We start from the raw sequence: 13,256 nt of genomic DNA, 5'->3' as shown, positions 1-13,256 counted from the left end.
ACGGCGGGCGCCGGGCCGGCGGCGCGACGCGCTCGCGCGGCGCCCGGGCCCGGGGCGCCCAGGGTCCGCGCGCCCGCCGGTGCGGCGCTACGCCACCAGGGCGGCGTGCGTCCAGTACGGCTCCACCGTCCGGCCCGGTTCGGCGGCCCGCGCCAGCGCGCGCCGGTCGCGGTGGCTGCCGGGCGGGACGACGGGCCGCACGGCCACCTCGGCCACCAGCCCGCGGGCCCGCACCACCCGCCACAGGGAGGCGGCCAGCGTGTCCTCGCCGACGAAGGCGGGGGCGGTGCTGGTCGCTCCCCCGGCACGGCGGTAGCGGATGGTGACGGGCTGAACCGGTACCCCCGCGTCGAGGGCGGCCTGGAAGACGGCCCGGTGGAAGCGGCCCTGGCCGCGCCCGCACCAGGTGCTGCCCTCCGGGAAGGCCGCGACCGCGGCGCCCGCGCGCAGTGCCCCGGCGATGCGCGCGACGGTGCCGGGCAGGGCCCGCAGCCGGTCCCGTTCGATGAACAGGGCGCCGCCGCGGGCGGCGAGCGGGCCGGCCAGGGGCCAGCGGCGGACCTCCGCCTTGGCGAGCACCCGGGCCGGGCGCACCGCGGCCAGCAGCGGGACGTCCAGCCAGGAGACGTGGTTGGCCACCAGCAGGAGGCCGCCGGTGGGCGCGGCGGTGCCCGAGATCCGCAGCCGTACGCCCGCGGCCCGCACGATCGCGCGGCACCAGCGTGCGACCCAGTGGGCGGGGATCCGCCCGCGGAGCGGACAGAGCACGATCCCGGCGGACACGAGCGCGGCGAGAGCGGCGAGCCGCAGGACGGCCCGCGGCAGGGCCGCCGCCGGTTCCGTGGACGCCACGCACGCCGCGGGGGTGCAGGGCGCGCCGGGCAGCCAGCCGCTCATCAGGCCGGTACGAGCGAGAGGAAGTGCCGCAGGTAGCGCGGGTCGACCCGGCGCATCGGCAGCAGGACGTACAGGTCCGCGACGCCGAAGTCGGGGTCGTGGGCGGGCTCGCCGCACACCCAGGCGCCCAGCCGGAGGTAGCCGCGCAGCAGGGCGGGCAGCTCGCCGGGGGCGGCGGCGGGGGCTTCGCCGCCCGGCGTCCAGGGCAGCCGGGGGCGTACCCGGTACTCGGGCGGTGCCAGGTGCCGGGCGCGCACCCGCTGCCAGGTGGCGCCGGCCAGGGCGCCGCCGTCGGCGAGCGGCACGGAGCAGCAGCCCGCCAGCCACTGGTGGCCCCGGTCGGTCATGTAGCGGGCTATGCCGGCCCAGATGAGGCCGATGACGGCGCCGTCGCGGTGGTCGGGGTGCACGCAGGAGCGGCCGACCTCGACCAGGCCGGGCCGGATCGGGGTGAGCGGGCTGAGATCGAACTCGCCCTCGGCGTACAGCCGTCCGGCGGCCTCGGCACGCTCCGGGGGCAGCAGCCGGTAGGTGCCGACGATCTGGCCGCTCACGGTGTCGTGCACGAGCAGGTGGTCGCAGTACGCGTCGAACGCGTCGATGTCGTGACCCGGTTCGGGCGTGCTGAGCAGGGCGCCCAGCTCGGCGGCGAACACGTCGTGGCGCAGGCGCTGGGCCGCGCGGACGCCGGCCTCGTCGCGGGCGAGGGTGACGGTGTAGCGGGCGGGGGCCGTGGGCTGCGGCGGGCGGTCGAGTGCGGTGACACCGGTCATGGCTCTCTCCATGGTCGCGGGCCGGGATCGGCGGTGCGGGCAGCGGGGGCGGTCCCGGGCTGCCGGTCCTGTTCTTCCGATGCCGGTTGGCGGGCGCGTGTCCGGTGCCAGGAGAGGGGATGTGGGCTTGCTGAACGGCGTGGGTGCGCGGCAAGCAGACGGGGCCGGGGATGAGCACCGCTCCCGGCCCCGCCCGTCCGCCCCCTCGGCGAACGTCTGCTGCCGCCGGCTACCGCCCGGCCGCCTTGCGGGTGGCGCGCAGCCACTCCTTGTTCATGCCGGTGATCGACACGAGCGGGATGCCCTTGGGGCAGGCGGTGGCGCACTCCCCGGTCAGGGTGCAGCCGCCGAAGCCCTCCTCGTCCATCTGGGCGACCATGTCGAGGACGCGGGTCTCGCGCTCGGGCGCGCCCTGCGGGAGGACGTTGAGGTGGTTGATCTTGGCAGAGGTGAAGAGCATCGCCGCGCCGTTGGGGCAGGCGGCGACGCAGGCGCCGCAGCCGATGCACTCGGCGTGCTCGAAGGCGAAGTCGGCGTCGGGCTTGGGCACGGGGGTGGCGTGTGCCTCGGGCGCGGCGCCGGTGGGCGCGGTGATGTAGCCGCCGGCCTGGATGATCCGGTCGAAGGCCGAGCGGTCCACGACCAGGTCCTTGACCACCGGGAAGGCGGCGGCGCGCCACGGTTCGACGTCGATGGTGTCGCCGTCGCGGAAGGACCGCATGTGCAGCTGGCAGGTGGTGGTGCGCTCGGGGCCGTGCGCGTCGCCGTTGATGACCAGGCTGCAGGCGCCGCAGATGCCCTCGCGGCAGTCGTGGTCGAAGGCGACGGGTTCCTCGCCGGAGAGGATGAGCTGTTCGTTGAGGACGTCCAGCATCTCCAGGAAGGACATGTCGGGCGAGATGCCGTCCACCTGGTAGGTGGACATGGCGCCGTCGGCGTCGGCGTTCTTCTGCCGCCAGACGCGCAGGGTGAGCTTCATGCGTAGCTCCGCTGGGTGGGGTGGACGTACTCGAAGACCAGGTCTTCCTTGTGCAGGGTGGGGGCCTGGCCCGTGCCGGTGAACTCCCAGGCGGCGGCGTAGCCGAACTCGTCGTCCTTGCGGGCGGCCTCGCCGTCGGGTGTCTGGGACTCCTCGCGGAAGTGGCCGCCGCAGGACTCGGCGCGGTGCAGGGCGTCCAGGCACATCAGCTCGGCCAGTTCCAGGTAGTCGACGATGCGGTTGGCCTTCTCCAGGGACTGGTTGAACTCCGCGCCGGTACCGGGGACCTTGATGCGCCGCCAGAACTCCTCCCGGATCTGCGGGATGCGCTCCAGTGCCTTGCGCAGTCCGGGCTCGGTGCGGGCCATGCCGCACAGCTCCCACAGGAGTTCGCCCAGTTCGCGGTGGAAGGAGTCGGGGGTGCGGTCGCCGTCCACGGCGAGGAGCAGGTTGAGCCGGTCCTCGGTTTCGGCGAGCACCTCCTGGACGACGGGGTGGTCGGCGGTGACCGGGTCCTGGCGGGGGTGGCGGGCCAGGTAGTCGTTGATGGTGGCGGGCAGGACGAAGTAGCCGTCGGCCAGGCCCTGCATGAGCGCGGAGGCGCCGAGCCGGTTGGCGCCGTGGTCGGAGAAGTTGGCCTCGCCGATCGCGAACAGGCCGGGGATCGTGGTCTGCAGGTCGTAGTCGACCCACAGGCCGCCCATCGTGTAGTGCACGGCGGGGTAGATCCGCATGGGAACCTCGTACGGGTTCTCCGCGGTGATCCGCTCGTACATCTCGAAGAGGTTGCCGTACTTCTCCTCGACCTTCTCGCGGCCCATGCGCCCGATGGCGTCCGCGAAGTCCAGGTAGACGCCCTGGCCGCCGGGGCCGACGCCCCGGCCCTCGTCGCAGACGTTCTTGGCGGCACGGGAGGCGATGTCACGGGGCACGAGGTTGCCGAAGGAGGGGTAGATGCGCTCCAGGTAGTAGTCGCGCTCGTCCTCGGGGATCTCGTTCGGCGGGCGGGTGTCACCCTTGGCCTTCGGCACCCAGATGCGGCCGTCGTTGCGCAGCGACTCGCTCATCAGCGTCAGCTTGGACTGGTGGTCGCCGGTGCGCGGGATGCAGGTGGGGTGGATCTGGGTGAAGCAGGGGTTGGCGAAGTACGCGCCGCGCCGGTGCGCCCGCCAGATGGCGGTCGCGTTGGAGTTCATCGCGTTGGTCGAGAGGTAGAAGACGTTGCCGTATCCGCCGGAGGCGAGGACGACGGCGTCCGCGAAGTACGTGTCGGTCTTCCCGGTGATCAGGTCGCGGGCCACGATGCCGCGGGCCCGTCCGTCGACGACGATCAGGTCGAGCATCTCGGTGCGCGGGTGCATCTCGATGTTCCCGGCCGCGATCTGCCGCGACAGCGCCTGGTAGGCGCCGAGGAGGAGCTGCTGGCCGGTCTGGCCGCGGGCGTAGAAGGTGCGGGAGACCTGGACGCCGCCGAAGGAGCGGGTGTCGAGCAGGCCGCCGTACTCGCGGGCGAAGGGGACGCCCTGGGCCACGCACTGGTCGATGATCTCCACCGAGATCTGGGCGAGCCGGTGCACGTTGGACTCGCGGGAGCGGAAGTCGCCGCCCTTGACCGTGTCGTAGAACAGGCGGTGGACCGAGTCGCCGTCGTTGCGGTAGTTCTTGGCGGCGTTGATGCCGCCCTGCGCGGCGATGGAGTGGGCGCGGCGCGGGGAGTCCTGGTAGCAGAACTGGACGACGTGGTAGCCCTGTTCGGCGAGGGTGGCGCCGGCGGAGCCGCCCGCGAGGCCGGTGCCCACGACGATGACCGTCTGCTTGCGCCGGTTGGCGGGGTTGACCAGCCTGGCCTCGAAGCGGCGCTTGTCCCAGCGCTCGTTGATCGGGCCGGCGGGGGCCTTGGTGTCGGCGATCGGCTCGCCGGTGGTGTAGTCGGCGTAAGCGGTCATGTCAGCTCACCACTCCGGTCATCACGCCCACGGGTACGGCGATGAAGCCGGCCGTGAGCAGCACTGCGAGGACGTTGGCGACGGTCTTCAGGGCGCGGTCGCGCCTGCGGCTGCCGACGCCGAGGGTCTGGGCGGCGCTCCAGAAGCCGTGCCGGATGTGCAGGCCGAGCGCCAGCATGGCGACGATGTAGATGACGTTTCCGTACCAGGTCGAGAAGGTGTCCACGACGTTCTGGTACGGGTGGCCCTCCTGGAAGCCGCCGGAGTGCACGGTGCCGGTGGTCAGGTCCAGGATGTGCCAGACGATGAACAGGCCGAGGATGATCCCGCCCCAGCGCATGGTGCGGGTGGCGTAGCTCGCGCGGGGCCTTGTGTGCACGTACTTGGCCGGGCGTGCCTTGATGTCGCGGCGGCTGAGCTGGTAAGCGGAGACGGCGTGGGCGACCACCGCGACCACGAGGACGACCCGGATGAGCCAGAGCGTCCACTCGTAGTGCATGAACGGTTCGCCCACCGTGCGCAGCCAGTGCGCGTAGTGGTTGAACTCGCCCGCGCCGAAGTAGATCTTCAGGTTCCCGATCATGTGGGCGACCAGGTACAGCAGCATGATCAGGCCGCTGACCGCCATCACGGTCTTCTTGCCGACGGTCGAGTGCCACACGGTGCGTGCCATGGACGGCCGTCGGTCCGTCCGCGTTGCCAGAGCCATGCCCATGACGCTAGAGCCGGTCAGCCCCATCGGTCCAAGACATGGTCCGGCTCGTTTCGATAGGGCGTGGCTATCATGGCTGGGTGCAGTTCCAGCAGCTCCAGTACTTCGTGGCGGTGGCCGAGACCCGGCACTTCACCCGCGCCGCCGATCTGGTCCACGTCGCCCAGCCGTCGCTCTCGCAGCAGATCAAGGCGCTGGAGCGGGAGCTGGGCGCGGACCTGTTCCTGCGGGCGCGGGGCAACATCACGCTCACCGACGCGGGCGAGGCGCTGCTGCCGCTGGCGCGGCGCATCCTCGCCGACGCGGACACCGCCCGGCACGAGGTGCAGGAGCTGGTGCAGCTGCGCAGCGGCCGGGTGCGGCTGGGGGCGACGCCCAGTCTGTGCACGGGCCTGCTGCCGGACGTGCTGCGCGCCTTCCACGACCGCTACCCCGGCATCCGGCTGCTGATCGAGGAGAGCGGCTCGCACGACCTCGTACGGGAGCTGGCGCGCGGGGCCCTGGACCTCGCGCTGGTCGTGCTGCCGCTGCCCACCCCCTCCCCCGCGCTGACCACGGTGGAGCTGCTGCGCGAGGACCTGGTCGTGGTGTCGTCGCCGGAGTCCGCCCCGCCCGGCGCCCCGGGGCGGCGCACGGTCCGCATCGCGGACCTGGAGGGCGCGCGGCTGGTGATGTTCCGGCACGGCTACGACCTGCGGGAGCTGACGGTCGCCGCGTGCCGCGCCGAGGGGTTCGAGCCGGACTTCGCCGTCGAGGGCGGCGAGATGGACGCCGTGCTGGGCTTCGTACGGGCCGGGCTGGGAGTCGCGGTCGTGCCGCGCATGGTCGCCACCCGCTCCGGGCGCGGCCTGCGCGTCACCCCGCTGGCCCGCCCCGGCCTGCACCGCACGATCGCCCTCGCCCACCGCAGCGACGTGGCCCCGCCCAGGGCGGCCAGGGAACTGCAGCGGATGCTGCTGGAACGGTGAGGTGAGGGGCGCGAGGGCGGGACGGCCGGACACTCCCGCGGCCGGACGGGGGGCCGCTCCCGGGGCGGGGTGGCGGGCTACTCCCGGGCTGGGCGGTGGGCTGCTCCGAGACTGGATGGCAGGCCGCTCCCGGGCTCGGGGTGGCGGCCGCTCCCGGGCGGGGTGGCGGGTTGCTCCGGGCGCGGGGGCCTGGGACTGTGCGGCGGGCCGCCCCGGCGCCGGGAGCGGGCGGCCCGCGGCCGTGCGGCCCGTCACGCCAGGACCCGGGCAGGCGGGCAGGCGGGCAGGCGGGCAGGCGGGCAGGCGGCCCGGAACGACGTGCCGGGCCGCCCGGGTTCAGCCGCGGACCGCGGGCTTGAGCACCTCCTCGCACCACTGGCGGAAGGACGTGGGCGCCGTCTCGGGGGTGCTCGGGGCCGCGGCACCGTAGAAGCCCTGTTCGGTGATGGCGCGCGCCATGTCGGCCATGCCCTGCGCCACGGACTCGCTCGCTCCCCGGCTGAGCAGCGCCCTGCGGTAGTCCTCGACGCCGGTCGGCTCCATCCGGACGGACCGGCCCAGCACCTCGGAGATCACCTCGGTCATGCCCTCGGGCGTCAGGGCGTCGGGCCCGACCAGCGGGACGTCCTCCTGCCCGGTCCAGGAGCCGTCGAGCAGCAGCCGTGCCCCCGCGGCGGCGATGTCGCCGGTGGCGCAGGTGCGCAGGACCTGGGCGCTGTCGGCCGCCATGCGGAACACGCCGCCGTCCCGGATCGACGGCGCCTGGCCCAGCAGGTTCTCCATGAGGAACGGCGGACACAGCGCGCGGTAGTGCACGCCGGTGGCCATGATCTCGTCGTCCATGGCCAGGGACGCCGAGATCTGGCCGGCGTTCTCGGCGACCTTGCGGCCCAGCGTGGAGACGGCGACCACGCGCTGGACGTCCTGCGCCTCGATCACCTGGCACAACGGCTCGGTGAAGCTGCGGAAGTGACCGTCGACGCTGTCGGCGCCGAAGGTCGGGGGCACCAGCCAGAACACCCGGTCGGCGCCCGCACAGGCCGCCCCGAGCACGTCGGGGTCGCTGTGCGAGCCCTGGAACACCTCCACCCGCTCCCGCGCCTGCGGCGTGAGGCGCGCCGGGTCACGGACGATCACCCGTACCGGGCCGGCGTCCGGGGCGTCGAGGAGACGGTCGAGGAGCTGCCGGCCGATCTGGCCGGTCGGGGTGGTCACGACGATCACGGATACTCCAGAAAAAGGGGAGGGGAGGGAAGGGCACGGAGGGCGTCACCCGAAGGTGCGGACGGCGGGCGCCGGGCCGGACGGCCGGGTGCGCCGACGTGGTCGATCCTCCGCCCGCGGCCGCCCGGACTGAAGGACCGATCCGCTCCCGCTTGTTACCCTAGAGGTAATACCGACGGCAGGGGGAAGCCATGGGAGCAACGGGAGCCGCGCGAACGATCGGGCCGGGGGGAGCCGTACGGAGCGCGGGAGCGGCGGGAACCGTCCGGACGGCGGGGCCCGGGGCGGCCGTACGGACCCTGGGAGCGGGAGGACCCGAGGGGGCGGAGCGAGCCGCCGGGACCCTGGAGTCCCGTCCGCTGCGCTATTTCGTCGCGGTCGCCGAGGAACTCAACTTCGCCCGCGCCGCCGAGCGGCTGGGCATCTCACCGCCGCCCCTGTCGCGTGCCGTCCGCCGTCTGGAGTCGGACCTCGGCGCCACCCTGTTCGAACGCACCACGCACCGGGTCGCGCTGACCCCGGCCGGTGAAGTGCTGCTCAGGGAGGCCCGGATCGCGCTGGACGCGCTGGAGGCGGCCGGCCGCCGGGCGCGGCGTGCCGCGGCGCCGCAGACCGGGCTGGTCCTGGCGATGAAGGCGGACGGCGACGCGGGACTGCTGGAGCCGGTCCTCGAGCGCTTCGCCGCCGACCCCGCCGCCGTCCCGGTCACGGTGCGCCTGTGCGACCTGCGCGAGGCCCCCGCGCTGCTGCGGCGGGGCGAGGTCGACGTGGCCCTGACCCATGAGCCGTACGACCGGACCGGCCTGGACAGCGAGACGCTGGCCAGTGAGACGCGCGTGGCCGCCGTGGCCGCGGGGCACCCGCTCGCCGCCCGCACCCGTCTCGCCCTGGACGACCTGGGGCTGGGCCGGCGCGAGGGTGACCTCGAACAGTACATCGACGAGGTCAGGCGCGAGGGCCAGGATCTCGCCCAGTTGCTGACCCGGGTGGCCCTCGGCGAACTGATCGCCGTCCTGCCGGCCTCGGTGATCCGCAGCTATCCGCGCCCCGGCGTCGCCTACCGCCTCCTGGTGGACGCGTCCCCGGTCGTGCTGACGATCGCCTGGCCGCAGCAGTCGCGTTCGAGGGCCACGGCGGCACTCGTCCGCGCCGCCACCGACGTGGCCGCGGAGCGGGCGGCGGCCGCGGCCACCGCCCGGACCGGGCACGGGCCGGCCGCGGGGATGCAGCCCGTGGGGCGCTGACGGCGCGAGGCCGCCCGCCGCGCCCGGACCTGGCTGCCCGGATCCGCCTCTTGCGGCCGGGGCCCGCGGGCCGCCCCGCCCCCTTCCGTGCCTAGTGGTCCACCCCGCCCCTTCCCGGGCCGGCGGGCCGGACCCCGGCCCTCAGCCCGTGGCGTCCGCCAGGGCGAGTTCGTGCAGCCGGTCCGGCGGGCCCGGGCGGGCGTAGTACCAGCCCTGGGCCGTGTCGCAGCCCAGTATCCGCAGCTGTTCCGCCTGGGCGCCCGTCTCCACGCCCTCGACCGTGACGGCCAGGTCCAGGCTGTGGGCGAGGGCGACGATCCCCTCGACGATCTTGAGATCGACGGGGTCCGCCGGGAACTGCTGCATGCCCTGGGTGAAGGAGCGGTCCAGCTTGAGGACGCTCACCGGCAGCCGGCGCAGGTTGGCCAGGTTGGAGTAGCCGGTGCCGAAGTCGTCCAGGGCGATGTCCACGCCCATCTCGGCGAGCCTGCGCAGCGGTTTGAGCAGGTCGTCGTCCGCGCCGATCAGGGCGGACTCGGTCACCTCCAGGCACAGCGCGTCCGGGGTCACGCCCGCGCGCTCCAGGATGTCGACGGTGTCCTGGACGAGCCCGGGGTGGGTGAGCTGGCACGGTGAGAGGTTGACGTTGATGCGCAGCGGTCCGGCCGCGCCGTCACCGTGCAGTTCCCGCCACTCGCGGGCCTGGCGCACCGACTGCTCCATGACCCAGCGGCCCAGCGGGACGATCAGTCCGGTGTGTTCGGCGAGCGGGATGAACCGGTCGGGGCCGAGCACCCCGTGCTGCGGGTGCAGCCAGCGCACCAGCGCCTCCGCGCCGCGCACGCTGCCGTCGCCGAGGTGCACCAGCGGCTGGTACTCGATGAAGAACTCGCCCCGGTCGAGTGCGGTGGGCAGCGCCGTGGTGAGCCCGTGCCGGGTGATGGCGCGGGCGTCGGCCTCCGGGTCGGCCAGCTCGAAGCGGTTGCCGCCCGCCGACTTGGCCCGGTACATCGTGATGTCGGCGCTGCGCAGCACCTCCGCGGCGCTGCGGCCGGTCACCGGCCCCTCGACGACGCCGATGCTGCCGCGCACGGTCAGCTCCCGGCCGTCGATGCGGACGGGCGCCAGCAGCGCGTTCATGATGCGGGCGGCTAGGTCGTCGACCTCGCTGCGGCTGTCGGGTCCGGTGGTCAGCGCGACGAACTCGTCGCCGCCGAGCCGGGCGACCATCTCGCCGGGCGCCGTCGCACAGGCCTGGAGCCGGTCGGCGACCTCCACCAGCAGCCGGTCGCCGGCCGCGTGACCGAGGCTGTCGTTGATGGTCTTGAAACCGTCCAGGTCCAGGTAGCACAGGCCGAAGCGGCGGCCCTCCCCCGCGTTCAGCGCCTTCTCCAGGCGTTCGAAGAACAGGGTGCGGTTGGGCAGGCCGGTGAGCGCGTCGTGCGTGGCCTCGTAGCGCAACCGCAGGTTCAGCAGCCGCCGTTCGGTGGTGTCCTCCATGAGGGCCAGCTGGTACTGGGGGTTGCCGTCGGGGTCGCGGAGCAGGGAGACGGTCAGGTTGGTCCACAGGACCGTGCCGTCGGGGCGGTAGAAGGCCTTCTCGACGTGGTAGTGCTCGCGCTCGCCGCGCACCAGTTCCTGGTAGAGCCGCCAGATCTGCGGAGCGTCCTCGGCGTGCGTCCACTCGCGGACGTTGCGGACGCGCAGGTGCTGCTCGGAACCGCCGAACATGCGCAGCAGCGCACCGTTGACCTGCAGCACGTTGCCCTCCAGGTCGGCGATGCCGATGCCTATGGCCGCGCCTTCGAACACGGCCCGGAAACGGGCCTCACTGGCGTGCAGCGCCTGGGCGACCACGCCCTGGGCGCGCAGCGCGGCCTGGGCGATGGCCTCCTGCTCGGTGAGGGTGCGCTCGCGCAGCGCCCGCGCGAACCCGGCGGCCATGGCGTGCTGGAGGCGCGCGGAGCGGGCCCGCAGGTCCTCCGGATCACCGTCCTCGCCGCAGTAGAGAACGAGGTAGGCGTCCACGCAGTCCAGTGAGCGGCTCAGTGCCTCGGGCGCCGTGCAGTGCGCCCCGATCAGCGCGGCGCCGACCGCCTCGCCCTCGGCCGCGTCGAACGCCCTGGCGCGCAGCGCCCGGCTCAGCCTGCGGGCCAGCGGCAGGAGTTGCTCCTCGAACTCCGGCCGGGTCAGTGACGTGGAGGTCACCGGGAAGACGGCCCTGCTCCAGATCGTGGTCAGCCGGCGCAGTCTGTCCTCCGGGCCGTCCGGCTGCGTGCTCACGCCGTGCGTCCCACGCCGGCGAAACCGGAGAAGGCATAAGGATCCTCGTCCTCCGGCGCCGTCTGCGGCCGCCAGCGCGCCATCGGCACCAGTCCGGGTTCCACCATGTCGTACCCCTCGAAGAACCGCGCGATCTCCTCGCGCGAGCGCATGATCAGCGGATTGCGGATGCCCTTGTATACGTCGACCGCGCCCTCGCTCCGCTCCGGCGGCAGCGGGATTCCCTCGTACGAGGCATGCGTGAGGATCAGCAGGCTGCCGGGCGCGAGCGCGTCACGCAGTTCGGCCACCGCGGTGTACGGGTCGTCCGAGTCTTCCACGAAGTGAAGTATGGCAACGAGAAGCAGGGCCACCGGCCGATTCAGGTCGATCAACTGCTGCAACTGGGGGCTCGCGAGGATCTCGTGGGGCTTGCGCAGGTCGGCCGCGACCACGTCCGCGTCGTCGTTGTCCGCGAGGACGGCCTGGCTGTGGGTGACCGCCACCGGGTCGTGGTCGACGTAGACCACCCGCGCGCCGGGCCGGGCGGCCTGGGCGACCTCGTGGACGTTGCCGAAGGTCGGGATGCCGGAGCCGACGTCCAGGAACTGGGTGATGCCCTCGTCCACGGCGAAGCGCACGGCACGGCGCATGAACGCCCGGTTGGCCTGCATGACCTTGGGCAGCCCCGGCATGAACTCCATGGCCCGGCGGGCCGCTTCGCGGTCGGTCTCGAAGTTGTGCGAACCGCCCAGGTAGTAGTCGTAGATCCGGGCGACACTCGGCACCGAGATGTCGATGCTCCGTGGGGCCCAGGCGGGACGCTCCATCTTCTCTCCACAACGTAGGCGATCCGGTGTTCGAGCTGAGGCTACTGATCGCCCGCCAAAGGGGCGAGTGGAAACGGAAATTGACCGTCCGTTCCCGGTCACCACCTGCGGCGCACGCGCCCGCCGGACGTCCGCATCAAGGTGGATTGCGCCGATGTGCGGACATGGTGAGAGTCCCCCGGTGTGCGCACCGGCACACGGCCCCGCCCCCTCGGCGCGGTGGCGGCGCGAAGGGGGGTGGGGCCCGGAAGGCTCGCCGGGGTCGCTTTCAGGCCGTCGCGCGCCAGGGCGTGCCAGGTGCCGCCCACGCCCTGGCGGTTGGCCTGGCCGGCCTCGGTGTCCCTGGCGTGACGGCGGGCGGGCCGTCCCGCGATCGTCAGCGGGCCGGTGCCGTCGGTGCGCGGGACCTTGCCGAGGAGGGTCCGGCCGATGCCGGAACCGGCCGTGGCAGCGGCCGCCGGGACCGGGGGCCGGGCCGTGGCGCAGCCGCCGTCGCCGCGCGACGTGGGCGGCTGCGCGGTGTCCCGGTCGCGGCGGTGGAGGGTCGTCCCGGCACTGTCCCTCACACCTTGCCAGTCCGGGGTGGGTGGTGACGCCCGGCCGCCCGGCGGAGCCCGCCGGACCCGCGGGTCCGTCCCCGGCCGCCGGAGTCGGCGCCGGGAGTGTCCGACGGCGCCGGCCGACGCCGGTGGATCCAGCCCGGCCGCCGGCACCACAGCCGCCGGCTCCGGCGGCGGAGCCGCCGCTCCCACGTTCCGGCTGCCCGCCCGGGGCCCCCGTCCCGACCGGCCCGCCGTCGCCGTCGCCGGCACGGCCGCGGCCGTCGCCACCGGTGAGGCACTCCGCCAGGAGGTGTTCATCGCCGACTCCCCCGGTCTGCCGTGCGGTTCGGAGCCCCGCCGGGCCGCCGCACGGTACTGGGTACGCGCGGCGAAGACGCCCACGTTCGATCGCGGCCCGGATCGCTCCGGACGCGCACGACTGGGTACGGGGGCGGGTACGAGGGCGCGCCCGCGCCCACGAGGACGCACCCGTGCGTACCTGTGCGTACAGGCGTGCGCATCGGTGACGGCGGGGGCAATGCCCGGCCAAACTCACGCGCCCCCTCTTTCCCCCCTTCGGACCAATCCACCGGCGCGTCGGCGTGCGGGGGCCCGCGAAGGCCCATGATCTCGTCGTGCATCGACCGAAACCGACCCGATTCGCCCTGGTCCTGCGGGTGTTGGCCCCGGTGACCGTGGCGTGGACGTGCGTGGGCGCACCCGCCGTCCCGGCCGCCGCCGACGCCTGCGCGTACGCCTCCACGGGACCGGGCGGAACGGTGGCGGTGGCGGTGGCCGGAGGCGGCTCCTGGCCTCCCATCCCCCTCTGCCCGAAGCCCCCGCCCACACCCACGCCCACACCCACGCCGTCCCCCACCC

At 74.0% G+C, this 13,256-nt stretch carries 10 protein-coding genes and 1 pseudogene; 3 read left to right on the top strand and 8 right to left on the bottom strand.

The window, feature by feature from the left end; translation table 11 throughout:
* Positions 1-87: 87 nt before the first annotated feature.
* The 5 genes from IG64_RS22630 to IG64_RS22610 form a co-directional block, all read right to left on the bottom strand.
* Positions 88-897, bottom strand: coding sequence for a lysophospholipid acyltransferase family protein (locus IG64_RS22630; RefSeq protein ID WP_037859134.1), 810 nt, complete (start codon positions 895-897; stop codon positions 88-90).
* A complete protein-coding gene (locus tag IG64_RS22625) occupies positions 897-1,670 on the bottom strand; it encodes a GNAT family N-acetyltransferase (RefSeq protein WP_037859131.1) in 774 nt (257 codons plus the stop codon). The genes IG64_RS22630 and IG64_RS22625 overlap by 1 nt, the downstream gene beginning before the upstream one ends.
* Positions 1,671-1,899: 229 nt before the next feature.
* Positions 1,900-2,649 (bottom strand): succinate dehydrogenase/fumarate reductase iron-sulfur subunit, encoded by a 750-nt coding sequence (locus IG64_RS22620; protein ID WP_037859128.1) that lies wholly within the window; start codon positions 2,647-2,649, stop codon positions 1,900-1,902.
* Entirely contained in the window at positions 2,646-4,595 is a 1,950-nt protein-coding gene (locus IG64_RS22615; protein WP_037859125.1) for a fumarate reductase/succinate dehydrogenase flavoprotein subunit, read from the bottom strand. Before IG64_RS22615 ends, IG64_RS22620 begins: the two co-directional genes overlap by 4 nt.
* Before the next feature lies 1 nt (position 4,596).
* A complete protein-coding gene (locus IG64_RS22610) occupies positions 4,597-5,268 on the bottom strand; it encodes a succinate dehydrogenase (RefSeq protein WP_037859122.1) in 672 nt (223 codons plus the stop codon).
* Between the two features lie 119 nt (positions 5,269-5,387).
* Here IG64_RS22610 and IG64_RS22605 point away from each other — a divergent pair, with 119 nt between their 5' ends.
* Positions 5,388-6,275 (top strand): LysR family transcriptional regulator, encoded by an 888-nt coding sequence (locus IG64_RS22605; RefSeq protein ID WP_037859119.1) that lies wholly within the window; start codon positions 5,388-5,390, stop codon positions 6,273-6,275.
* A gap of 336 nt (positions 6,276-6,611) precedes the next feature.
* On the opposite strand, the gene IG64_RS22600 is transcribed toward IG64_RS22605, so the two are convergent.
* Positions 6,612-7,499 carry an NAD(P)H-binding protein gene (locus tag IG64_RS22600; RefSeq protein WP_037859117.1) on the bottom strand — a complete coding sequence of 296 codons (888 nt, stop codon included), beginning with the start codon at positions 7,497-7,499 and terminating at the stop codon, positions 6,612-6,614.
* A gap of 344 nt (positions 7,500-7,843) precedes the next feature.
* Between IG64_RS22600 and IG64_RS22595 the strand changes: the two genes are divergently transcribed.
* Positions 7,844-8,743, top strand: coding sequence for a LysR family transcriptional regulator (locus IG64_RS22595; RefSeq protein WP_051813255.1), 900 nt, complete (start codon positions 7,844-7,846; stop codon positions 8,741-8,743).
* Between the two features lie 141 nt (positions 8,744-8,884).
* On the opposite strand, the gene IG64_RS22590 is transcribed toward IG64_RS22595, so the two are convergent.
* Both IG64_RS22590 and IG64_RS22585 read right to left on the bottom strand, forming a co-directional pair.
* Entirely contained in the window at positions 8,885-11,026 is a 2,142-nt protein-coding gene (locus IG64_RS22590; protein WP_037859113.1) for a putative bifunctional diguanylate cyclase/phosphodiesterase, read from the bottom strand.
* Complete coding sequence (locus tag IG64_RS22585; RefSeq protein ID WP_037859111.1) at positions 11,023-11,835, bottom strand: SAM-dependent methyltransferase; 813 nt, start codon at positions 11,833-11,835, stop codon at positions 11,023-11,025. The genes IG64_RS22590 and IG64_RS22585 overlap by 4 nt, the downstream gene beginning before the upstream one ends.
* Positions 11,836-13,012: 1,177 nt before the next feature.
* On the opposite strand from IG64_RS22585, the pseudogene IG64_RS42340 reads away from it, so the two are divergent.
* Positions 13,013-13,256 (top strand): annotated as a pseudogene (locus IG64_RS42340) (hypothetical protein); the annotation flags it as partial.

Source organism: Streptomyces sp. NRRL S-340 (assembly GCF_000720185.1).
Taxonomy (GTDB): Bacteria; Actinomycetota; Actinomycetes; order Streptomycetales; family Streptomycetaceae; genus Streptomyces.
This window is presented reverse-complemented; position numbering and strand designations above follow the sequence as displayed.